A 23,302-nucleotide genomic window follows, 5' to 3' on the forward strand; every position below is an offset into this window, starting at 1 on the left:
AAAACCTCCTTTAAATTAAAATGATAATGCCTGTTAGCACAATGTTCAATAGCGCTAAAGGCAGCATGATTTTCCAGCACATGTTCATCAGTTGGTCTGGGCGCACATGCGGATAAGTCGCTCTAACCCACATGGATAAAAAGACAAAAAAGCCCGCTTTGATTAAAATCGCTATGCCTCCAGGGATAAAGCCCCATGCGTTAAACCCGCCAAAAAACACGATAGAAATCACAAAAGAAAAAGCGAATAAATGCGCGTATTCTGCTAAAAAGAACATGCCCCATTTCAAGCCGCTGTATTCGGTGCAATACCCCGCCACGATCTCGGCTTCATGCTCTAACAAGTCAAAGGGGGTTCGATTCAATTCAGCATAACTTGCGATCAAAAACAAAACAAACGCTAGAGGTTGCTTAAACACAAGCCAGTCTAAAAACCCACCGCTTTGGTAATGATTGATTTCCACTAAAGAGAGCGATCCTACCACCATTAAAGGGGCTAGAATGGTTAAAGTGCTGACCACTTCAAAGCTGAGCAGTTGGATCGTCGCTCTTGCGGAGCCAATTAAAGAGTATTTGTTATTAGAGGCAAGCCCGGCTAAAATGGGTGCATAAATCCCTGCTGAACCCACGGCTAAGAAAAATAAAAAGCCAATGTTAATATCAGAAATAAGAGGCTTGATCTCATAGCCAAACAGAGTGAAATTAGGGAAAAAGGGGATAGGCGCCATGGACACAAACGCGCTCACCATCGCAATAATGGGCGCTAGTGTGAAAATGAACTTATTCGCGCCTTGAGGGATAATGTCTTCTTTAGTGAAAAGCTTAATGCCGTCTGCTGCGACTTGCAAAAGCCCAAAAGGCCCCACATAACAAGGCCCTAAACGGCGTTGGAAATAGGCTAACACTTTCCTTTCAATATAAGTGGCAAAGCCTCCTAAAGCTGAAAAAACAGCGACTAAAATCAAAATTTTAATCAAAGTTTCAATGATATAAGCGCTCATGCTTGCTCCTTTAACTCCACGCTATCAAACACGCCCTCTCTAAAAAAGCCAGAATGGTTTTTCAAAAGAGAAGGCGAGATGACAAACACCTCTTGATCCAAGCTCTCATCAAGATACAAAACGCCTGTTAATTCCTCTTCTTCTTTAGACAAAGTGATGTTTTGCCCCACTTCTTTATCCAATTTTTTTAAGAAAGCTTTAGACACATAAATACCAGTCTTTAATTGCAAATTCTCGCTTTTATTAGTAGCGTTATTGAATTGCGTTTCTGGGTATTTTAAATATGCGTTGAAAGCGATTTTTTCTTTTAAGGGTTTGATAGGATCGCATTCTATGGTTTCGCATTCTTTAGCGCTCTTTTCAAAATGGCTTGTTCCTAATAAATAGCCTCTGTGATTGGCTCTGTCGTTAGTGAAATAGTTGGTTAGATGATCAAATTCTATGGCTTTAAAACCCGCTTCTGTAGGGAGTTTGTGGGTGCATTCTGTGAGATTTTCTTCCACAAAGCCAAAGCCTTGCATAATATCGCTCAAGTCATAGCCCTCAAACCTTAAAGCCGGTTTTAAGGGCAACACACGCCCCTCAATATTAGTGATCGTGCCTTCTAGCTGGTTGAGACTGGGCAAAATAAAATCCACTTTACTCACAGCGTCTTTCCCAAAAACCCTATCGTCGCTATTGATAGTGAAATCCCCTTGAGCGCGAATGCCTACAATTTTTTCATGTTCAAAAACTTCTTCGCTTAATTGACAAAGCGAAGCGATGCCTAAAGCGTTCGCGCTTGGGGGGATAAGAATGAGCTTAATAGCGCTTTTTTGGGTCAACAAACGCAACATTTTAGCGATATTGTGGGCTTGTTTATGGCTATAGATTTCTTCGCCAACCACCAGCAAGGTGTTGTTTGATTTTTGCAAAAGAGCCAAAATTTTTTCATAAGTTTCTAAATTGATGCCCGCTTCTTCAAGCAACAAATAAGTGGTTTTGGTAGGGAGTTTTTCTTCCTTATTCTCTGTTTTGTTCTCTTCCTTGTTTTCTGTGTTCTCTGCTCTATTTTCTTCTTTTGGAGTAACCGCTACTTCTTGATTTTCTGCCTTATTTTCTTCAAGACTGCACCCTTGATTGGCTTGTTCTAAAGCTTTTTTTCGCTCTTCTTCTAAGGCTTTAAGAGCCGCTTCATCTACAATATCTTGCTTGGAATCTTCTAAACTTTTTAGGGCCGTGCTTTCAATGTTAAGCATTTTTAAAAGCATGCCTAAAAGGATTTCTTCAGCCCCCACTTCATGGGTGATACAAAAAGAGCTTCGGCACAAATTCGCTAAAGCGTTATCCTTGATAGGGTGCATAGCGATTAAGGAAGCTTTATTGAGTTTGAGAGCGTTATTGATGGCATAGCGCACGAGCGGGTTTTCTGTTTTGATAGAAGAGCCTATTGTGATGACTAAATGAGAAGTTTTAATTTCTTCAATGCTAGGGCGTTTAATTTCGCCCAATACCTTTAAGAATTGTTGGAAAGGGTATAAATCTTTGTTGTAGATTTTAAAATTCAATTCTTTCCTCAAACGCTCTATTAAAAACGCCTCTTCATTCGTAATATCCCCACCTATTCGCACCGCTTCGCATTCTTTGAGAGCGTTTTGCGCTTCTTTGAGATTAGCGCTGCCTTTAGGGCTAGAGCTCACGTCAAAAGCAAACCGGCCTGCCCCACAAATAGGGTTATGGTAAAAATCATTAAGCACCCTAAAAATCTTAGATTCTTCGCCTAGAGTATCAAAATGGCGCACATCATAAGAAATCAAACACCCAGCCGAGCAATGCGAACAAGTAGAATGGATCTTTTTTAATTCCCATGCGTTAGCCGTGTAAGCGAAATCTTTATAGCTCAAAGCGCCCACAGGGCATACCGCAATGCATTCCCCGCAATCATAACAAGGCACACTGCCCACAAAAGAAATGATGCCTTTTTGCTTACGACTCCACACGCTAAAAGCGTCTTTGGACATGCTGTCTTTAAATTTATCCGGAGCATGCAAGTCGGCTTTAGTGGCTTTTAAGTTGTTTTCGCCCACATTGTCTTTACAAGTGGTTACACACCTTTCGCACATGATGCACAAATTAGGATCATACAAGGCTTTTGCCCATGAATCTAGGGCTTTAAAATCATCAGCCACCGCATAGGGTTGGTGCTCTACGCCGGTCAAATGCGTCATGTCTTGCAATTCGCACTCCCCGCTCTTATCGCACACGCCACACTCTAGGGGGTGGTTGACATCATAAGTTTGCATGATGCTTTTTCTTTCATCCATGAGCGTTGGGGTGTTAGTGAGGATGGTGGCGTTGTTTTTGGCTTTCGTGTTGCAGCTATAAACCCGTTTGCCATCCATTTCAACCATGCACATTTTGCATGCGACCGTGGGCGAGCAACCGCTTAAATAGCAAATAGTAGGGATGTAGATCCCAGCACTCCTAGCGGCCTCTAAAACGCTTTGTCCCTCTTGGCATTCAATCGTTTTGCCATTGATATTCATTGTGATCATGAAATTCCTTGAGAGTGGGATAAAATAGGGATATAAGGGTAAGCATCAAAAAACGCCCCTTCTAAAATCGCAACCAAGCCCTTCAAATAAGGGCTTTCTTCTAACTCGCATTCTAGCGTTTTGTCTAAGATTTGAAACCCCGCTTTAGAATGCTGGATCTTGTTAGCGATTTTAAATTGCTTGGAAAAAGATAGTTTTGGGATTTCAAGGCTCTTGTAAGAAACATAGACAAACGAGCCGTTAGCCTCACTTATCCGCTCTAAAAGCTCTAAATCTTTTGGTTGAAGCTCTGATTCAAAAGGCAAAATGCCCTCTTTTAGGGCTGTTTCTAGCAACAATTCTTCATCTTTTGAATGGTAAAAAACAGGCGTTGTGTTTGAATCGTTGCAAGGGATATGCAAAATTTCTAGGTAATTTTGCAACCCGCTTAAAAGGGTGTATAAAAAAGTGCTATGAGCATGCTTAGTGATTTCTCTGTTTAAAACAAGCACCCTTTTTTTTGCTTTAACAATAAGTGCAATAAGTTCTTGTAATTCTTCTTCGCTCATGTTCGCTTCAGAGCTTAAATACCCTACATCTATTTTTTCTAAAACATGCCCTTTTAATTGGGAAGTTTGTTCTAAAATACCCCTTAAAATCAAGGCCAAAATCGCCGCTTCCGTGTGGATTTCATACGACGCAAAAAGGCAATTTTCTTGCAAGTCTCTTGTATCTTGTAGGGGTCTTAACAAGGCGTAGGGGCGTTTTGATTGGTCAATGCTTTCTAAAATCCATCGTTCGTTTTCATTCAAACAAGCGTTTGAAAACCCTCCAAACAAAACGCACAAATCGCTTTTTTCTAAAAGGTTTAAGCTATCTTTTGTCATCTTGTAATGGATTTTAAACCCTTTTTGAAGAGATAATTTTTCTAAATAATAGGCTTCTTTCAAACTAATTGAAGAGCTTGCGCTTAAGGGAGAATTTAGGGGGTTAAAGCCGCTCAAAATCAAGCCTTTTTTCTCACGACAATCGTCCAATCCGCTTGATTGAAACGCAAAGAATTGAGGAGCTCATGCCCTTTAGATTGGATAAATTCAGCACTCTTAGGGATGTTAGAAAAATCCCCCACTTCAAACATGAAAATAGCGACTTCATTGGGTTGCATTTCTTTTTCAATCAATTCTTCTAAGCGTTCAAAAATATCTGCTTTTAAGGGGCGCAAATCAAAGCGTTTCATCTATCCACCTCGCCAAACACCGCATTGGTTGAGCCAATCACGGTTACCGCATCCGCTAAATATTGCCCCACTAAAATATCGCTCAAAGCCCCAATATGATAAAAACTAGGGGCTCTGATTTTTAATCTATGAGGATACGGCTCGCCCTCTGAATGGATAAAAAACCCTAATTCCCCTTTAGGGCTTTCTGTGGGGGCATATACTTCCCCAATAGGCGGACGCATGCCTTGAGCCACTAAAACAAAATGCTGCATCAAGGCGTAGTTTTGCGTCATTATATCTTCTTTAGGGGCGGAAATATAATGCGGATTTTGAGCCATGATGGGCGTATCGGTTTTAGCATACATGGGGATGAGTTGTTCAATGATGCGAATGCTTTCATCAATTTCTAACATATACAAACAATACCTATCATAACTATCGCCATAATTACCCACCGGCACATCAAAATCAAGCTCTCTATAAAGCTCGTAAGGCTCTTCTTTCCTAATGTCATAAGCGATCCCAGTCCCTCTTAACATGATACCACTCAAGCCCCAACTTTGCGCCATTTTTTGCGTTACAACGCCTACATTTTCCAAGCGCATCCGCCAAATGCGATTCTTATCCAATAAGCCTTGAATGAGTTTTTTGCATTCCCTCATTTCGCCTAAAAACTTTTTTAAGCCTTCTAGCCAATTAGGGGGTAAATCTAAAGGCACGCCCCCAATCCTTATAGCGTTATGCGTGAGCCTAGCCCCGCAATAATCCTCCATCAAATCCAAGCCGTATTCCCTCGTTTTAAACGCATACAAAAACACGCTCATCGCCCCCACATCTAAAGCATGCACGCTGATGAAAAAGATGTGTGAAATCATGCGGTTAAGCTCTAGTAAAATCGTGCGGATCACTTGCGCTCGGCGCGGGATTTCTAAATTGAGCAAGGTTTCTACCGCATAAGCGTAAGCGTAATTATTGCTGGTAGAAGAAGTGTAATCCAACCTGTCAGTAGTGGGCATGTATTCGTTATAGGTCATGTTTTCGCCTAACTTTTCACAGCCTCTATGCAAGTAGCCAATTTCAGGGGTAGCCTTAATGATTTTTTCGCCCTCTAATTCCAAAATCAAGCGCAATTGCCCATGACTACTAGGGTGTTGAGGGCCAAAGTTTAAAATCATTTGGTTGTCGTCATGTTCAAAAATGATGTTTTCAAACTGGGGGTTGAGTTTCGTGAAATTTTGAGCCATTTTATAGCCTCTTTTTTAAGATAGTGGGGGCGATTTTGTGCAAATCTTTGACAAAAGGGATTTTCTTAAACGCATGCTTTTCTTCTACTTCTTTTAATTCTTCGCCCTTGCCCTGCTCATAGCCAATTTTTGCAAAATTGAAAGTGTCTTTTTCATCCACTCTCGCGCTGTCTCTCTGCTCTTTGCCCACCACTTCTCGGTATTCTTTGCCAAAAATTTTATCCACTTCATACCATTGGGCAAATTCATCGCCTTTGAGCGGGTAAGAGCGCAACAAAGGGTGGCCTACCCAATCATGCGGCATGATAAGGCGTTTCAAATAGGGGTGTTTGTCAAACACAATACCCAGCATGTCATACGCCTCTCTCTCGCTCCAATTAGCTGATCGGTATAAAAAGCTCAAAGAATCCACGCTCTCATTAGGCAATAAAACGCATTTCACGCGCACCCTACGGCGGTTCTTACAGCTATCGCTAAAACCCACAAATTGATAAAACAATTCAAAATGCCCCTTTTTAGCGCACAAATCTATCGCGCTCATTTCACTTAAAGATTCATAGCCTAAATGCCGTAAAATGGCAGCGACAGAAAAAATATCGTCTTTTTTGATCCAAAACACCGCCGTGTTCGTTTCTATATATTTGTCTAAAATCTCATGCTTGTAAGAAAGGTGGTTGTAAATGACCTCATAAGCACTGCCCTCTAAATATTTTTTAGGGGTGGGTTCTATGATTTTATAGGGGTCATGCTGGCGCGATTGTTTTTGCACATCTTCATAGGGGGATTGTTTTCTTACCATCACACCAACCTTTTAGGAGCGTCTTGTTTGATCGCTTTAGAGCGTCTGATTTTATCTTGCAAAACCATAAGAGCGTATTGCAAAGTCTCTGGGCGCGGTGCACAACCGGGCAAGTAAATATCCACAGGAACAACCCTGTCTGCTCCTTGAACGGTCGCATAAGTGTTGAACATCCCGCCCGTATTAGCGCAACTCCCCATAGAAATCACCCATTTAGGCTCAGGCATTTGATCATAAAGCCTACGCATGAATTCGGCATGCTTTTTAGTGAGCGTGCCAGCGATGATCATCACATCAGATTGCCTAGGACTCGCCCTAAAAATCGTGCCAAATCTGTCAAAATCAAACCTTGAACCCCCTGTCGCCATCATCTCAATCGCGCAACACGCTAAGCCGTAGGTTAAGGGCCAGAGCGAATTAGAACGCCCCCAATTCAATAATTTATCCAAAGTGCTTAGAACAACCGGTGCTTGTTGCATTATTTCACCTCTAAATTTTGCCAACTCAAAGCGTTTCGCTTTAAAGCGTAAATAAAACCAATCGTTAAAAAGAAGACAAAGCCTAGCATTTCAATGAGCCCAAACAAACCTAATTTTTTAAAATCAATCGCCCAAGGGAACATGAAAACGATTTCTACATCAAATAAAATAAAAAGCATGGCCATGATATAGAAATGATGGGACACTCTATTAGGCTGTTTGAGAGCCACAGGCCCGCATTCATAGGGAGCGAGCTTGAGCTTTTCGCCCTTTTTTTGAGCCATTTTACGGCTTAAAAACCTTTGGATCCTTAAGGTTAAGTTAAACACCCAAAAGGTGAATACCAACAAAACAAAAACGCCAAAATAGGGGTGATTCAATGCTTCTGCGGCTTGTTGCATTAGGCTCTCAGACTCCTTTAATTATTACTTTCAGCAAACGATGAAGCCAATTAAACCATGTTTTTGCTAATCGTTAGCTGAAAAAATAAAAATTATTTTAACATTTCTTAAGAGGCCATTTCTATGAGTTTGGGCATTAAATCTTGCATGGCATGCACCGCGCTATCACTAATGCATTGGACATTCTGGGGTAAATGGGCGTTTTTAGCCTTAGGGTCAATGTAATAAATGAGGGCGTCTTTGCTCGCATGCGTGTAGAGGCTAGCGGCCGGATAGACTTGCAAAGAAGTGCCAATGATGATTAAAAGGTGCGCTTGTTTGACTAAAAAAATCGCTTCTTCAAGCAAAGGCACCGCTTCGCCAAACCACACAATATCAGGGCGTAATTGCGATTTGTCTTTGGCCAAGTCGCCTAAATTCAAGTCCTTTTCCCACCTATAGACCAAATGGGGATCTTTTTCGCTGCGAACGCTTAATAATTCCCCATGCAAGTGCAAAATGCGAGAAGAACCCGCCCTTTCATGCAAATCATCTACATTTTGGGTGATGATATTGACTTGATAGTGTTTTTCCAATTCCGCTAAAGCCTTATGGGCTTTGTTAGGATAAACTTCAAAAAGCTGTCGGCGCCTTTGGTTGTAAAAATCCAACACCTTTTTCGGGTTCTTTTTCCAGCCATAAGGCGAAGCGACTTCCATGATGTCATGCCCTTCCCACAAGCCATCAGCGTCCCTAAAGGTTTTAATCCCGCTTTCTGCTGAAATGCCAGCCCCGCTTAAAATCACTAAATTTTTCATGTTTCCTCCTTGATAATTTCAATATGAGTGCCGCTGAGTTTGTCATGCAAAAAAAACTTAAAAATAAAAGGCACAACAAACCCTATAAGTAACCCCATGCTCAACACCCACAAAACAAAGCGCCACAACGCTAAAAAAAAGCCCACTTCTTCGCCATTATTTTTGACTAATTTAAACTGAGCGTAACGCATGCCAGGGCTTTGGGATTTAAAAGCGATAAAAAAGCTGTGCGTTAGGGCGTAAAAAAGCAGGCATAAAAAAATCGCGCTCTGGTTTTCCCTAAAATCCTTCGCGCTCCCTAAAATCGCATAAGTCATTATATAAAGCATGGGGGTATAAATCATAAAAATATCGGTGATAAAGGCCTTTAAGCGTAAAGAGAGATCCAACCCTTTTAAAGGGCTTTCTAACGCTTGCTTTTTTTTTGGGGTTTTATTTTTTTTGGTTTTTTTAGTTGCCACGACTTCCTGGCTTGATAGCAACGCTAGTAGCGCATAAAGGGCAAGAGCTAGGCTTGTGCATGTCAAAAACAAAATCTTCTAAAGCAAAAAGGGGCAAATGGCTAGGCAAACACGCACCCTTTTGGGCTTTCAAGTGAGAATGAACGCGCTTGCAAATGCCCCGATTGGCTAAAGCGCCAAAAGCCACGATTTGAGCGCCCTTTTCTTCTAAAACTTTAGTGCATTCCATAGCGGATTTTCCCGTAGTGATGATGTCTTCGCACACTAAAATTTTTTCGTTTTTTTTGACTTCAAAACCACGCCTTAACGCCATAACGCCATTCACTCTTTCGGTGAATATGAAACGCACGCCCAAAGCCCTTGCAAGCTCATACCCAGCCAAGATCCCCCCAATAGCCGGCGAGCACACGCATTCAATATTCAAATGAGCTTCTTGGATTTGTTTGGCTAATTCTTTAGCTAATTGTTCGGCTAGTTTGGGATCTTCTAAGACTTTAGCGGATTGCAAATAATAATTGGAATGAAACCCACTGCTGAGCAAGAAATGCCCCTCTAATAGCGCTTTAGCGTTTTGATAACATGCCTTAATATCCATGGTTTAGACCTTTAAGATCGCGTCTTCTTTGTTTTTCACGCTTTCATCAATTTTTTTAATGGCTTCATCGGTGATTTTTTGGATCTGCTCTTGGGCTTTCTTGCTTTCATCTTCGCTGATTTCTTTGTCTTTTTCTAATTTTTTTATCTTGTTGTTAGCGTCTTGGCGGGTATTCCTTACAGCCACTTTAGCCTTTTCGCCCATCGCTTTGGCGTCTTTTGCGATGAGTTTTCTCTGCTCAGTTGTCATGGGCGGGAAAAAAAGCTTGATCGTTTCGCCGTCGTTATTAGGATTGACGCCGATATTGGCTTCTTGAATGGATCTTTCAATTTCTTTGAGCAGGTTTTTTTCCCACGGGCTGATTTGAAGGGTGGTTGCATCCACACTCATCACAGAGCCGACTTGATTTAGTGCGGTGGGCGTGCCGTAATAATCCACTTTGATGTGATCTAAAATACTGACTGAAACTTTCGCGCTCCTTAGAGTGGAAAAATCTCTGTTTAAAGCTTGAATACTTTTTTGCATTAAATCTTTGGTTTCGTTATAAATGGCTTGTAGCATTATTTTTCATCCTTTTTTTGGTTGGTATGGGCGTTGGTTTGCGCGTGCGTTTTAGGCTTTTGGTGGGTGGTTGGGGGCGTTTTGGCGTTCTCTTTGGTTTTTTCAACACCCTTTATGCCATTCTCTTTGGCGTCATTTTTTTCATTTTTTTCATTCTGTTTGGGGCTTTCAACAGAAGGCGCTTTGGCTGGCTCTTTAGGGAGTTCGTTAGGCGTTTGTTGTGGCATTAAAGGATTAGCGGGGGCTTGCTCTAAAGGATTGAGCGTTGGGTTTAGCGTGGGATTGAGTGCAGGGTTAAGCGTGCCGGTGGCAGGGACTAGGGGCGAAAGCTCTTTGTTGGTTTTAGTTTCATCTAAAATGCTTTTGCCGTATTCTTTGTTATAAAAATAGCCCAAAGCGATGGTGTTGATGACGAATAACAGCCCTAAAAACATGGTCAATTTCGCCATAAAGCTTGCGGGCCCTTTAGCGCCAAATAAAGACTCGTTACTCCCGCTATAAGCCCCTAATCCGATGCTAGAACTTTTTTGCAACAAAACCACCACCACGATCAATACCGCTAAAACAATTTGTAAGCCTAACAGAACGCTTGTCATAAAATACTGATTCCTTAAATCCATAAAATTTAGAAAAAATTAGGCTTAATCTTACCTAAAATTTGCTAAGAATACACTAAAATTTAGTTTTAATTTCAAGCGTGGCGTATTAAAGGCGGTGGTGTTGGGCTCTTTTCATACATTTAATCAGCATGCATTCAATAGGCATGCCAAAACTTATCATCTTTTTGCCCATATCCAGCAACAAATCGCTATCTGTCTTGTTCAGTTTTTAAAACAAAAATGTTACGCTAAAGTTTTGGATTTAGGATCAGGGAGTGGGGCTGTTTTTAACGCTTTAGAGCGGCAAAATATTGTGATTGAAGACTTTATCGCTTTGGATAATTCCATAAACATGCTCACATTACACCCCACACAATCTATTAACATTCAAAAAATCTCTTTAGAGCATGCGGATTTTGAAGAATGCGTTTTTCAAACCTATGATTTGATCATGTCTTCTTCATCGTTGCAATGGGCCAGGGATTTAAAAAGCGTTTTAGAAAAAATCGCTCTTTCTAGCAAGGAGGCCGCTTTAGCTATCCATACGGATTTTAGTTTGCATGAAGTGCATGAATTTTTAGGCACGCCTTCGCCTTTAAGGGATCTTAAAACGCTCAAATCCTTAATCAAAAACGCTTTTAAAAATTTTCAAATAGAATTAGAAAACAAGCGCTTTTCGCTTTATTTCAACCGCAAACAAGATGGCTTGGATTACCTTAAAAAATGCGGTCTTTTGGGGGGTTCAACGCTGAGTTTCAAGCAAAAAAAACATTTTTTTCAAAACATGGCGTTTGAAAAATTGAGCTATGAAGTGTTACTCTTTTCGGGGATTAAGCGTTCTTAAAAACTAAGATAAATTAAAATATTAAAATTAGGTGGTTACAATAACACTAACTAATGAGCGAGAAACAACATGCACAAAAAACGAGTCTTTTCAGGCATCCAACCGACCGGGCAAATCCATTTGGGCAACTATCTAGGAGCGATCAAGCATTGGGTAGAGATGCAAGATGAATATGAAAACCTTTTTTGCGTCGTCAATTCGCATGCGATCACTCTCCCTATAGATCCTAAGTTTTTAAAATCCCAAACCTATGAGCTAGTCAAATTGCTTTTAGCTTGCGGGATTAATCCTAAGCAATCGGGGTTATTCATTCAAAGTGAAGTGGATGAGCACCCGGCTTTAGCATGGCTATTAAATTGTCAGGTGTCTATGGGGGAAATGCAACGAATGACGCAATTCAAAGACAAGTCTTTAAAAAACCCTAAAAGCGTGAATGTGGGGCTTTTCAATTACCCTATTTTAATGGCGTCAGATATTTTATTATACCAAAGCGATTTAGTGCCAGTGGGCGAAGATCAAAAACAGCATTTAGAGCTCACGCGAAACGTTGCAGAAAAATTTAACAGGGATTTTGGGAACTGCTTTAAAGTGCCAGAGCCTTTGATCGCTAAAGTGGGGGCAAGGGTTATGGGGCTAGACGAACCGCAAGTGAAGATGAGTAAATCGCATCAAGGGGCTAACCATGCGATCTTTCTTTTAGATGAGCCGGATGTGATTGTAAGAAAAATCAAAAAAGCGGCCACTGATTCCATAGGCGTTATTGCATTTGATGAAAAAAGAGAGGGGATTTTTAACCTTTTAAATATCTACATGCTTTTAAGCGATGAAAGCCCAGAAAACATAGAAGAGCGTTTCAAAAATAAGGGTTATGGGGATTTTAAAAAGGAATTGGCTGAAGTAATGATCCAAGCTTTAAAACCCATCCAAGAAAGATACAAAGAAATCAGCGATGATGAAGTGAAAGCCATTTTAAATCACGGCGTAGAAAAAGCCAGGCCTTTAGCGAGGGCGACTTATCAAAAAGCTAAAGAATTAATGGGGTTAGTTTGAGTGGTCTTTAAAATTTTAGGCTTATGGTTAGGGGTGTTTTGTTTCCTCAAGGCTACGCCTTATTTATACTTGGGCGAAGAGCCTAAATATAAAGACAATTTCACGCATTTTGAATACGCTAACCCTGACGCCAAAAAAGGCGGTGTCTTAAGAAATGACGCTATAGGGACTTTTGATAGCCTTAACCCTTTTGCGCTCAAAGGCACTAAAGCCGAAGGCTTGGATCTCATTTATGACACTTTAATGGTGCAAAGTTTGGACGAACCTTATGCCGAATACCCCTTGATCGCTAAAGACGCAGAAGTGGCTAAGGATAACAGCTATGTGATTTTTACCTTAGACAAAAGAGCGAGGTTTAGCAATAACGCTCCCATTTTAGCGAGCGACGTGAAGTTTAGTTTTGATACGATCATGAAATTGGGATCGCCCCTTTATCAGCAGTATTACCAAGATGTTAAAAAGGCGGTTATCTTAGACAAACACCATGTTAAATTCGTTTTCAAAACCACTGAAAATAAAGAGTTGCCTCTCATTTTAGGGCAGTTGCAGATCTTTTCCAAAAAAGCGTTTCAAAAGGATTATTTTGAAAAAAACCCCTTACTCATTCCTGTTTCTAGCGGCCCTTATGTGATCGCTTCTTTTGATGTGGGTAAGAAAATCACCTACCAAAGAAACCCTAATTATTGGGCGAGGAATTTGCCTAGCAGGAAGGGGCAATTCAATTTTGACCAAGTTAAGTTTGAATATTACAAAGATGAAACCGTCGCCTTGCAGGCTTTTTTGAGCGGGGCGTATGATTGGCGTATTGAAAGCACGGCTAAGGTTTGGGCTAGGGGCTATGTGGGGAAAGCTATAGACAATAAAAAAATCACTAAATATTTAATCGCTCATAAAATGCCAAGCGGCATGCAAGGGTTTTTTTTCAACACACGAAGAGAAATTTTTAAGGATAAAAGGGTGCGTGAAGCCTTATTTTATGCGTTTGATTTTGAATGGGCGAATAAAAATTTGTTTTTTTCGCAATACAAACGCACCACCAGTTTTTTCAGTAATTCTGTCTATGCGTCCACTTCTCTCCCAAGCCCTGAAGAAAAAGTTCTGTTAGCCCCTTATGAAAAGAGTTTAGATGAAAGGGTTTTTAAAGAGCCTTATGTCGTGCCTAGAACCGATGGGGCTGATGTTTTGGGCGATAATTTGAGGGAAAATCTAAAATACGCTCAAAATCTTTTGAAAAGCGCAGGTTTTTCTTATAAAAACATGCGTTTAGTGGATAAAAATAACAAGCCTTTTAGTTTCACTTTGCTTTTAAACAGCCCGGCATTTGAAAGGCTGGCTTTAGCTTTTGCTAAAAACTTAAGGGTGTTAGGGATTGAAATGAAAATCCAAAGGGTGGATTTAAGCCAGTATGTCAATCGGATCAAAAGCTATGATTTTGACATGATTGTAGGAGTGATAGGCCAATCGTCTTTCCCGGGTAATGAACAGCGCTTTTATTTTGGCTCTTTGAGCGCTAAAGAAAAAGGCGCAAGGAATTATGCGGGAATCTCTAGTAAAGCGGTAGATGATTTGATTGAAAAAATCATTAACGCTAAAGATTACAAGGAGCAATTAGCCGCTACTCAAGCGATGGATAGGGTGCTGTTGTGGGGGTTTTATGTGATACCGCATTTTTATTTGCCTAATTACAGGATCGCAGCGTATAATTACATTGGCATGCCTGAAATCAGCCCTAGCTATGGATTTTCGCCGTATTTGTGGTGGATCAAAAAAGAAAGGGGTTCTCAATGATCGCTTACATCCTTAAACGCTTGCTTTTGATTATCCCTACTTTATTAGCTATCATGACGATTAATTTTTTTCTGATCCAATCGGCTCCTGGAGGCCCCATAGAGCAGATGATGGCTAAAATCAATAACACGCAATCCAAAGAGATTCAAGGCGTTCTTAAGGATCGCGCCTATAGGGGGTCTCAAGGGTTGGAGAGCGATTTAGTGGAAAATTTGAAAAAACTCTATGGTTTTGACAAGCCTATAGGGGAGCGCTACCTTCTCATGCTCAAAAAATACATGCAATTTGATTTTGGGGAGAGCTTTTACCGCCAGATTAAAGTGATAGATTTGATTAAGGAAAAATTGCCGGTTTCTATTTCGTTAGGGCTTTTTAGCACGCTTTTGATCTACCTCATCTCTATCCCTTTAGGGATTTTTAAAGCCAAACGCAATAACGAGCCTTTAGACGTGCTAAGCAGCGTGGTGATCATTGTCGCTAACGCTATCCCGGCCTTTTTGTTTGCGGTGGTGTTGATCGTGTTTTTTGCTGGAGGGAATTATTGGCACTGGTTCCCTTTAAAGGGGCTAGTGAGCGATAATTTTGAAAGTTTGAGCGCGTTAGGCAAAATCAAGGATTATTTATGGCATATCACTTTGCCCGTTCTTTGCATTTCTTTAGGGGGTTTTGCAAGCCTTACGCTTTTAGTGAAAAACTCTTTTTTAGATGAAATGGGCAAGCTCTATGTACTGAGTGCTAAGGCTAAGGGCTGTTCAGTGGGGCGTATTTTTTATGTGCATGTGTTTCGTAATGCGATTTTATTAGTGGTGGCGGGTTTCCCGCAGGCTTTTTTGGGCATGTTTTTTAGCTCAAGCTTGTTGATAGAGATTGTTTTTAGCTTAGATGGGTTAGGGCTTTTAGGGTATGAAAGCATTGTGAGTAGGGATTATCCTGTCGTGTTTGGTTCGCTTTATATTTTCACGCTTTTAGGTTTGGTGGCGAGTTTGATAAGCGATTTACTCTGCGTGGTGATTGACCCTAGGATTGATTTTGAAAAGCGTTGAGGGCAGGAATGAAAACTGAGATGAAATCTTCTTTAAAACTTTTTATGCGGCCATCGTTGGTGGTTTTAGCGTTCATGTTGTTGTATGCTTTAGCGCATGCTGCGCTTGGTTTTTACATGAAAAAAGACAGCGCTCAAATAAGCCCAAATACAGAAAAAACCGAGACAGAGCGTCAAGACAGCGCGCTTCCGCCCAAAGAAACGCCTAAAGAAATGACCACAACCGCCACAGAAGAAAACCCCACCAAAGACACAGCACCACCTTTAGAAACAGCCACGCAAGAAAAAGAAGCCAAACAAGAAACTAAACAAGAGCAAGAAAAAGAAAACGAGCCTAAACAAAGCAACACGCCCCCCATTCAAAACAATCAAAAAGCCCCCACAACCCCTACAATGGGAAAAAAACCTTTAGAGTATAAGGTCGCAGTCAGTAGCGTGAATGTGCGCGCTTTTCCTAGCACAAAAGGTAAAATCATTGGCTCGCTTGCAAAAGATAAAAGCGTGAAAGTTTTAGAAATCCAAAACGATTGGGCTAAAATTGAATTTTCTAATAAAACAAAGGGCTATGTGTTTTTAAAACTTTTGAAAAAGGCTGAATGAAAGAATAATGAAATTAAAATCTTTTGGGGTTTTGGGAAATCCCATTAAACATTCCAAATCGCCCTTAATCCATAACGCTTGTTTTTTAATTTTTCAAAAAAAATTAGGGTTTTTGGGGCATTACCACCCCATATTACTCCCTTTAGAAAGCCATATCAAAAACGAGTTCTTGCATTTAGGATTGAGTGGGGCTAATGTAACCTTGCCCTTTAAAGAAAGGGCGTTTCAAATTTGCGATAAAATCAAGGGCATCGCGCTTGAATGCGGAGCGGTCAATACGCTTGTTTTGGAAAATGATGAGCTTGTGGGTTACAATACCGACGCTTTGGGTTTCTGGCTCTCTTTGGGGAATGAGGGCTACCAGAGCGCTTTGATTTTAGGCTCTGGGGGGAGTGCTAAAGCCCTAGCGTGCGGATTAAAAAAACAAGGCTTGAAAGTGAGCGTGTTAAACCGCTCTGCTAGGGGATTGGATTTTTTCCAACGCTTGGGCTGTGATTGTTTCATGGAGCCTCCTAAAAGCGCTTTTGATTTGATCATTAACGCTACTTCAGCGAGTTTGAATCACGAATTGCCTTTAAATAAAGAGGTTTTGGAAGGGTATTTTAAAGAGGGCCAGCTCGCTTATGATTTGGCGTATGGGTTTTTAACGCCCTTTTTGTCTCTAGCTAAAGAGTTAAAAATCCCCTTTCAAGACGGGAAAGACATGCTCATCTATCAAGCTGCTTTAAGTTTTGAAAAATTCAGCGCTTCTCAAATCCCTTATTCAAAAGCGTTTGAAGTCATGCGAAGTGTTTTTTGATGCAAGGGTTTTTAAGAAGCCTGTTTTTTGGGGTTAAAAAGATCCCTAAAAGATTCGCTCCTCTAATAGAAAAGGGCGTTTTAAAAGAAGCGCTTCAATTGAAAAAGGAGCGCTATTTTTTAAAAGAAGGCTTTGATATAGGCAAGATTGAACGGGTAAAAAATAAGGCGTTTTTCATTTCTTTAGCGAAAAATTACCCTAAAGACCCTTTAATCAAAAACTTACCCCCATCTTTTAAAACAGACGCTTTGATTTTATGCCAAATAGAATATTTTAAAAAACGCCCTAAAGCCTTTTTTAAAGCCGCGCTTTTTGATGTGCAAGACACGGTAATAGCTTACCTGGCGAAAGAAAATAACCAGATTGTGGCTATCCCTTTTAAAGAGCCTTTTAAAAAACCCATTCTTTTAAAGCACAGCCAAAGATCGTTATTGGAATTGCCCAGGCATTGCGTGGTAAAGATCGATCTTAAAAAGCGTGAAATCAGCGAAATTTTAGGGGCTTTAGAAGACCCTCTAATAGATGAAAACCTTTCTTTAAGCCTTTTTGATAGGGTGAAAGATTTTTCAAAAGATTGCCTAAATTTAGCCCAACATTACGCGCAACTCAAAGCGGGCGATTTTAAAGACAGGATCAATTATTCTTACATCCCTTTTATCACCATTGACCCCAAAGACGCTAAAGATTTTGACGATGCGATCTTTTATGACCAAGAAAAAAGGGTTTTGTTTGTAGCGGTTGCTGATGTGAGCGAATTTGTACCGAAACATTCCAGTTTGGATAAAGAAGCTAGGATTAGAGGCTTTAGCGTGTATTTCCCTAACAGCGTCTATCCCATGCTGCCTTTGAGTTTGTCTCAAGGGGCATGCTCACTAAAAGCGTTTGAAAAACGCCTGGCTTTGGTGTATGAAATCCCTTTAGATGATTTGAAAAACGCCCGATTATCTCAAGGCGTCATTGAAGTTAGGGCTAATTGCACTTATGAAGAAATCAATCATTTTTTAAACGCTAATCAAAGCTCTTTAGATAAAGATTTGCAACAAAGCCTTTTAGGGTTTTTAGAAATGGCTTTAAAGTTAAAAAAGAAGCGTTTAAAAAAAGGGTTTAATTTCAATTCGTTTGAAAACAAGCTGTATTTGAATGAAGAAGGGCGTATAGAAAAAATTGAAACGCAACAAGAAAGCGATGCACACACCCTTATAGAAGAAGCCATGCTCTTAGCCAACCAGTCTAGCGCTAGGTTATTAGATGAGCATTTTCACAATAAGGGGATATACCGCACCCACAAAGAGCCGAGTTTGGAGCAGCAAAAACGCCTTTACGCCAAGCTTTTTGATTATGAGATTGTGCGCCCTAAAAACATGGGCTTTTTTCCTTTTTTAGAGCATGCCTTAAAGACAGCCAAAGAAAAGAAGTTAGAAAGAGAAGTTTCACGCTTGATCATTAAGTCTCAAAATTTAGCCCTTTATAGCCCCATGCAAGAAAGCCATTTTGGTTTGGGGTTTGCTAGCTATACGCATTTCACTTCGCCCATTAGACGATACAGCGATCTAGCCTTACACAGGCTTTTAAAAGAATTATTATTCTATCAAGCTAAAGGCTGCTCGTATTTGTTAGAAGAAACGCCTGAGTTGTGTTCTGAGTTGAACGCTTTGCAAAAAAAGACCGCTTTGATTGAAAGGGATTTCATCAAGCGCAAATTCGCCCGCTTGGCTTTAGAGTTTTTAGAAAAAGAGTTTTTGGGCGTGGTTTTAGAGGTTAAAGATTGGGTGGTGGTGGGGTTAAAAGAATTTATAGGGCTTAAAGTTTTAATCAAAACGAACAAGGTTTTTAAGCCTTTAGAAAAGGTGTGCGTTACAATCACGCATGCGGATTTGATTTTAGGGCAAGTTAGAGGCGAAATCACAGAAAGGGTTAAAGAGCATGTATCGTAAAGATTTGGACAATTATTTAAAACAACGCCTCCCTAAAGCGGTGTTTTTGTATGGGGAGTTTGATTTTTTTATCCATTATTATATTCAAACGATTAGCGCGCTTTTTAAACTCAGTAACCCTGACACAGAAACTTCGCTTTTTTATGCGAGCGATTATGAAAAAAGCCAGATTGCGACCCTTTTAGAGCAGGATTCTTTATTTGGAGGGAGCAGTTTAGTCATTTTAAAACTGGATTTTGCGCTGCATAAGAAATTTAAAGAAAGCGATATTAATCTTTTTTTAAAAGCTTTAGAGCGGCCTAGCCATAACAGGCTTATCATAGGGCTTTATAACTCTAAAAGCGACACCACCAAATACAAATACACTAGCGATGCTATCGTTAAACTTTTCCAAAAAAGCCCCTTGAAAGATGAAGCCATTTGCGCGCGCTTTTTTACCCCTAAAACTTGGGAGAGCTTGAAATTCTTACAAGAAAGGGCTAATGTTTTACAATTAGACATCAGCAGCCATCTTTTAAACGCTCTTTTTGAGATCAATAACGAAGATTTAGGCATTTCGTTTAACGATTTAGACAAGCTAGCGGTTTTAAACGCGCCCATCACTTTAGAAGACATTCAAGAATTAAGCTCCAATGCGGGGGATATGGATTTGCAAAAGCTCATTTTAGGGCTTTTTTTGAAAAAAAGCGTTCTTGATATTTATGATTATTTGTTAAAAGAGGGCAAAAAGGATGTGGATATTTTAAGGGGGTTAGAGCGGTATTTTTACCAGCTTTTTTTATTTTTTGCGCACATTAAAACGACCGGTTTAATGGACGCTAAAGAGGTTTTAGGCTACGCTCCTCCTAAAGAAATTGTTGAAAATTACGCTAAAAACGCCCTGCGTTTGAAAGAAGCCGGATATAAGAAGGTTTTTGAAATTTTTAGGTTATGGCACATTCAAAGCATGCAAGGGCAAAAGGAATTAGGCTTTTTGTATTTGACCTCCATTCAAAAAATCATTAACCCTTGAAAAATGCCTAAGGCGTTTTTCGTTTTGAGCTTTAATATTTCAATAAAATTAAATTTAATCCAAAAACAAGCGAAAGCAAGGTATAATCAAAAGTTTTTTAACCTTGCTCTTTTTTAGTAAAAAAAGGGCTATACAACCACAAGGAGAATGGATGAGGCATTATGAAACGATGTTTATTCTCAAACCTACTTTAGTAGAAGAAGAGATTAAATCCAAAATTGAATTTTACAGAGAAGTGATCACTAAGCACCACGGCGTGATTGAAACGAGCCTGGATATGGGCATGCGTAATTTGGCCTATGAAATCAAAAAGCACAAAAGAGGCTATTATTATGTGGCGTATTTCAAAGCAGAGCCGTCCATGATTTTAGAGCTTGAAAGATTGTATCGCATCAATGAAGACGTGTTGCGTTTCATTGTGATCAAATACGAAAGCAAAAAAGAAATAGAAGCGTGGCATGCGTTAGTGGATAGGGCTAATAAAAAGCCACCACACGCTAAAGAAAAACACGAAAAAACCGAACACACGCATTCTCACCACACAGAGGAAGCAGAAAGCGTAGGATCTCATAGCGAATAAGGGCTTATCATGTTTAATAAAGTGATTATGGTAGGGCGTTTGACTAGGAATGTGGAGTTGAAATATTTGCCTAGTGGCTCGGCTGCGGCTACAATAGGTTTAGCCACAAGCAGGCGTTTTAAAAAGCAAGACGGCACGCTAGGCGAAGAGGTGTGCTTTATAGATGCGCGTTTGTTTGGGCGAACGGCTGAAATCGCTAACCAGTATTTGAGCAAGGGTTCAAGCGTTTTGATAGAAGGGCGTTTGACTTATGAGAGCTGGATGGATCAAACGGGCAAAAAAAATTCCCGCCACACTATCACAGCGGACTCGTTGCAATTTATGGATAAAAAGTCAGACAATCCCCAAGCAAACGCCATGCAAGATAGCATGACGCATGAGGGTTTCAACAACGCTTATCCCGCTAATCACAACGCTCCTAGCCAGGATCCTTTCAGCCAAGCCCAAAGCTATCCGCAAAACGCTTACGCTAAAGAGAATTTACAAGCACAGCCGTCCAAGTATCAAAACAGCGTGCCTGAAATCAATATTGATGAAGAAGAAATCCCCTTTTAAGGGTTAAAATTAAGGAGACATTATGGAAAGAAAACGCTATTCAAAACGCTATTGCAAATACACTGAAGCTAAAATCAGCTTTATTGACTATAAAGATTTAGATATGCTCAAGCACACGCTATCAGAGCGCTATAAAATCATGCCAAGGAGGTTGACAGGCAACAGCAAAAAGTGGCAAGAGAGGGTGGAAGTGGCGATCAAAAGAGCCCGCCACATGGCTTTAATCCCCTACATTGTGGACAGGAAAAAGGTCGTGGATAGCCCTTTTAAACAGCACTAAATTTTTGAGGGCTGATAGGGGGGCATGCCCTTTTAATCTTATTTAATCTTGGCTTGGCTTTTATGGAGCGCTAGCGGTAAAAACGATAAAAATCCCCCTTAAAAACCACCCAAGCAGAAATCCCAAATATCTCTAGTGTTTGGGTGCTTCATGACAAAATGAAAAAGCTTGATTTTAGCGGTGGTTTCTTAAGCGTTATTAGTGGGAATGTTATTTTAAAATAACCCCCTTAAGAGTCTTACAGCCAAGTCTAAAGCGATCCCGCCAAGTAACCAAACCCCCATTTTATCGCTATCTTTGATTAAAACAAATTTTAACCCTTTCTAATCATTTAAAATAGTTCCAAAATACCCCAAAAACCCTTTTTTTTGAAACAACAAAACGCCCCATTAGCGCAAAAATTTTGTCAATTCATGCTATATTAACGAAATCTTGTGATAAGATCTTATTCTTTTAAAAGACTTACCTAGACCATTTTAATTTCAAGGAGAAAACATGAAAAAAACCCTTTTACTCTCTCTCTCTCTCTCTCTCGTTTTTGCTCCACGCTGAAGACGACGGCTTTTACATGAGCGCGGGTTATCAGATCGGTGAAGCCGCTCAAATGGTGAAAAACACCAAAGGCATCCAAGAGCTTTCAGACAATTATGAAAAGCTGAACAATCTTTTGAATAATTACAGCACCCTAAACACCCTTATCAAATTATCCGCTGATCCGAGCGCGATTAACGACGCAAGGGATAATCTAGGCTCAAGCGGTAGGAATTTGCTTGATGTCAAAAACAATTCCCCGGCTTATCAAGCGGTGCTTTTAGCATTGAACGCTGCAGTGGGGTTGTGGCAAGTTACAAGCTACGCTTTTACTGGTTGTGGTCCTGGCAGTAACGAGAGCACGAATGGAGGTATCCAAACTTTTAATAATGTGCCAGGACAAAATACGACGACCATCACTTGCAATTCGTATTATGAGCCAGGACATGGCGGGCCAATATCCACTGAAAATTATGCAATCATTAACAAAGCCTATCAAATCATTCAAAAGGCTTTGACAGCCAATGGATCTAATGGAGATGGGGTCCCCGTTTTAAGCAACACCACTACAAAACTTGATTTCACTATCAATGGAGACAAAAGAACGGGGGGCAAACCAAATGAACCATTAATATACCCATGGAGCCATGGGAAAGCTATTCACACCCAATGGATTAACACAAATTCAACATCAACCACAGAAAATATCAACACAGAAAATAACGCTCAAACCCTTTTAGAACAAGCGAGCATCATTATCACTACCCTAAATGAGGCATGCCCAAACTTCCAAAATGGTGGTAGCGGTTATTGGCAAGGGATAAGCGGCAATGGGACAATGTGCGGGATGTTTAAGAATGAAATCAGCGCGATCCAAGGCATGATCGCTAACGCGCAAGAAGCTGTCGCGCAAGCCAAAATCGTTAGTGAAAACACGCAAAATCAGAGCAACTTGGACACTGGAAAACCATTCAACCCTTACACAGACGCTGGCTTTGCCGAAAGCATGCTCAAAAACGCTCAAGCCCAAGCAGAGATGTTAAACCAAGCCGAACAAGTGGTGAAAAACTTTGAAAAAATCCCTAAAAATTTTGTATCAGACTCTTTAGGGGTGTGTTATGAAGTGCAAGGGGGTGAGCGTAGGGGCACCAATCCAGGTCAGGTAACTTCTAACACATGGGGAGCCGGTTGCGCCTATGTGGGAGAGACGATAACCGCTTTAAACAACAGCATCGCGCATTTTGGCACTGAAGCAGAGCAAATACAACAAGCCGAAAACATCGCTGACACTCTAGTGAATTTCAAATCTAAATACAGCGAATTGGGCAACACTTATAATAGCATCACCACCGCGCTCTCTAATATCCCTAACGCGCAAAGCTTGCAAAATGTGGTGAGTAAAAAGAATAACCCCTATAGCCCCCAAGGCATAGAAACCAACTACTACCTCAATCAAAACTCTTACAACCAAGTCCAAACCATTAATCAAGAGTTAGGCCGAAACCCCTTTAGGAAAGTGGGTATTGTTAGTTCTCAAACCAATAATGGTGCGATGAATGGGATCGGTATTCAGGTGGGCTATAAGCAATTCTTTGGCCAAAAAAGAAGATGGGGCGCAA

24 protein-coding genes and 1 pseudogene are annotated in these 23,302 nt (G+C 40.6%); 12 read left to right on the forward strand and 13 right to left on the reverse strand.

What is annotated here, in order from left to right; all coding sequences use genetic code 11:
* Window positions 1–10 precede the first annotated feature (10 nt).
* The 13 genes from nuoH to secG form a co-directional block, all read right to left on the reverse strand.
* Entirely contained in the window at window positions 11–1,000 is a 990-nt protein-coding gene (gene nuoH, locus EAL87_RS04245; RefSeq protein ID WP_001277309.1) for an NADH-quinone oxidoreductase subunit NuoH, read from the reverse strand.
* The gene (locus EAL87_RS04250) at window positions 997–3,534 is read right to left on the reverse strand and encodes an NADH-quinone oxidoreductase subunit G (RefSeq protein WP_120913172.1); all 2,538 of its coding nucleotides are present in this window, start codon (window positions 3,532–3,534) and stop codon (window positions 997–999) included. The genes nuoH and EAL87_RS04250 overlap by 4 nt, the downstream gene beginning before the upstream one ends.
* Window positions 3,531–4,517, reverse strand: coding sequence for a hypothetical protein (locus EAL87_RS04255; RefSeq protein WP_120913174.1), 987 nt, complete (start codon window positions 4,515–4,517; stop codon window positions 3,531–3,533). Before EAL87_RS04255 ends, EAL87_RS04250 begins: the two co-directional genes overlap by 4 nt.
* Before the next feature lie 2 nt (window positions 4,518–4,519).
* Complete coding sequence (locus tag EAL87_RS04260; protein ID WP_000819164.1) at window positions 4,520–4,750, reverse strand: NADH-ubiquinone oxidoreductase subunit E family protein; 231 nt, start codon at window positions 4,748–4,750, stop codon at window positions 4,520–4,522.
* Window positions 4,747–5,976 (reverse strand): NADH dehydrogenase (quinone) subunit D, encoded by a 1,230-nt coding sequence (gene nuoD, locus EAL87_RS04265; protein WP_120913176.1) that lies wholly within the window; start codon window positions 5,974–5,976, stop codon window positions 4,747–4,749. The genes EAL87_RS04260 and nuoD overlap by 4 nt, the downstream gene beginning before the upstream one ends.
* 1 nt (window position 5,977) lies before the next feature.
* On the reverse strand, window positions 5,978–6,775 hold the full coding sequence (locus EAL87_RS04270) for an NADH-quinone oxidoreductase subunit C (RefSeq protein ID WP_162972594.1): 798 nt from the start codon (window positions 6,773–6,775) through the stop codon (window positions 5,978–5,980).
* Window positions 6,775–7,254, reverse strand: a complete 480-nt coding sequence (locus EAL87_RS04275; protein WP_001183511.1) for a NuoB/complex I 20 kDa subunit family protein — start codon at window positions 7,252–7,254, stop codon at window positions 6,775–6,777. Before EAL87_RS04275 ends, EAL87_RS04270 begins: the two co-directional genes overlap by 1 nt.
* A complete protein-coding gene (locus EAL87_RS04280) occupies window positions 7,254–7,655 on the reverse strand; it encodes an NAD(P)H-quinone oxidoreductase subunit 3 (RefSeq protein WP_001183384.1) in 402 nt (133 codons plus the stop codon). The genes EAL87_RS04275 and EAL87_RS04280 overlap by 1 nt, the downstream gene beginning before the upstream one ends.
* Window positions 7,656–7,762: 107 nt before the next feature.
* Window positions 7,763–8,452 carry an SIR2 family NAD-dependent protein deacylase gene (locus tag EAL87_RS04285; RefSeq protein ID WP_120913180.1) on the reverse strand — a complete coding sequence of 230 codons (690 nt, stop codon included), beginning with the start codon at window positions 8,450–8,452 and terminating at the stop codon, window positions 7,763–7,765.
* Window positions 8,449–8,913 carry an RDD family protein gene (locus EAL87_RS04290; protein ID WP_120913182.1) on the reverse strand — a complete coding sequence of 155 codons (465 nt, stop codon included), beginning with the start codon at window positions 8,911–8,913 and terminating at the stop codon, window positions 8,449–8,451. Before EAL87_RS04290 ends, EAL87_RS04285 begins: the two co-directional genes overlap by 4 nt.
* Window positions 8,903–9,508, reverse strand: coding sequence for an orotate phosphoribosyltransferase (pyrE, locus tag EAL87_RS08115; RefSeq protein ID WP_120913184.1), 606 nt, complete (start codon window positions 9,506–9,508; stop codon window positions 8,903–8,905). Before pyrE ends, EAL87_RS04290 begins: the two co-directional genes overlap by 11 nt.
* Before the next feature lie 3 nt (window positions 9,509–9,511).
* On the reverse strand, window positions 9,512–10,069 hold the full coding sequence (frr, locus tag EAL87_RS08120) for a ribosome recycling factor (RefSeq protein WP_120913186.1): 558 nt from the start codon (window positions 10,067–10,069) through the stop codon (window positions 9,512–9,514).
* Window positions 10,069–10,665, reverse strand: a complete 597-nt coding sequence (secG, locus tag EAL87_RS04305; RefSeq protein WP_162972597.1) for a preprotein translocase subunit SecG — start codon at window positions 10,663–10,665, stop codon at window positions 10,069–10,071. Before secG ends, frr begins: the two co-directional genes overlap by 1 nt.
* Before the next feature lie 124 nt (window positions 10,666–10,789).
* Between secG and EAL87_RS04310 the strand changes: the two genes are divergently transcribed.
* The 12 genes and pseudogenes from EAL87_RS04310 to EAL87_RS04365 form a co-directional block, all read left to right on the forward strand.
* Complete coding sequence (locus tag EAL87_RS04310; protein ID WP_120913190.1) at window positions 10,790–11,512, forward strand: methyltransferase domain-containing protein; 723 nt, start codon at window positions 10,790–10,792, stop codon at window positions 11,510–11,512.
* A gap of 69 nt (window positions 11,513–11,581) precedes the next feature.
* Complete coding sequence (gene trpS, locus EAL87_RS04315; RefSeq protein ID WP_120913192.1) at window positions 11,582–12,562, forward strand: tryptophan--tRNA ligase; 981 nt, start codon at window positions 11,582–11,584, stop codon at window positions 12,560–12,562.
* Window positions 12,563–14,350: an extracellular solute-binding protein gene (locus EAL87_RS04320; protein ID WP_120913194.1), complete on the forward strand. Its 1,788-nt coding sequence runs from the start codon at window positions 12,563–12,565 to the stop codon at window positions 14,348–14,350. It abuts the gene before it with no gap.
* Window positions 14,347–15,393 (forward strand): microcin C ABC transporter permease YejB, encoded by a 1,047-nt coding sequence (locus EAL87_RS04325; protein WP_120913196.1) that lies wholly within the window; start codon window positions 14,347–14,349, stop codon window positions 15,391–15,393. Before EAL87_RS04320 ends, EAL87_RS04325 begins: the two co-directional genes overlap by 4 nt.
* Before the next feature lie 8 nt (window positions 15,394–15,401).
* The gene (locus tag EAL87_RS04330; RefSeq protein WP_120913198.1) at window positions 15,402–15,992 is read left to right on the forward strand and encodes an SH3 domain-containing protein; all 591 of its coding nucleotides are present in this window, start codon (window positions 15,402–15,404) and stop codon (window positions 15,990–15,992) included.
* Window positions 15,993–15,999: 7 nt separating this feature from the next.
* Complete coding sequence (locus EAL87_RS04335) at window positions 16,000–16,791, forward strand: shikimate dehydrogenase (protein ID WP_120913200.1); 792 nt, start codon at window positions 16,000–16,002, stop codon at window positions 16,789–16,791.
* A complete protein-coding gene (locus EAL87_RS04340; protein WP_120913202.1) occupies window positions 16,791–18,725 on the forward strand; it encodes an RNB domain-containing ribonuclease in 1,935 nt (644 codons plus the stop codon). The genes EAL87_RS04335 and EAL87_RS04340 overlap by 1 nt, the downstream gene beginning before the upstream one ends.
* On the forward strand, window positions 18,715–19,737 hold the full coding sequence (holA, locus tag EAL87_RS04345) for a DNA polymerase III subunit delta (RefSeq protein ID WP_120913204.1): 1,023 nt from the start codon (window positions 18,715–18,717) through the stop codon (window positions 19,735–19,737). Before EAL87_RS04340 ends, holA begins: the two co-directional genes overlap by 11 nt.
* A 151-nt stretch (window positions 19,738–19,888) precedes the next feature.
* Window positions 19,889–20,317 carry a 30S ribosomal protein S6 gene (gene rpsF / locus EAL87_RS04350; RefSeq protein ID WP_033599280.1) on the forward strand — a complete coding sequence of 143 codons (429 nt, stop codon included), beginning with the start codon at window positions 19,889–19,891 and terminating at the stop codon, window positions 20,315–20,317.
* A gap of 9 nt (window positions 20,318–20,326) precedes the next feature.
* A complete protein-coding gene (locus tag EAL87_RS04355; RefSeq protein WP_120913206.1) occupies window positions 20,327–20,872 on the forward strand; it encodes a single-stranded DNA-binding protein in 546 nt (181 codons plus the stop codon).
* A 22-nt stretch (window positions 20,873–20,894) separates the two neighbouring features.
* Window positions 20,895–21,152, forward strand: coding sequence for a 30S ribosomal protein S18 (gene rpsR / locus EAL87_RS04360; RefSeq protein ID WP_000440196.1), 258 nt, complete (start codon window positions 20,895–20,897; stop codon window positions 21,150–21,152).
* 495 nt (window positions 21,153–21,647) lie between these two features.
* Window positions 21,648–23,302: pseudogene (locus tag EAL87_RS04365) on the forward strand (SabA family sialic acid-binding adhesin); the annotation flags it as partial.

This window comes from Helicobacter pylori (assembly GCF_003636935.1).
Classification (GTDB): domain Bacteria; phylum Campylobacterota; class Campylobacteria; order Campylobacterales; family Helicobacteraceae; genus Helicobacter; species Helicobacter pylori_CH.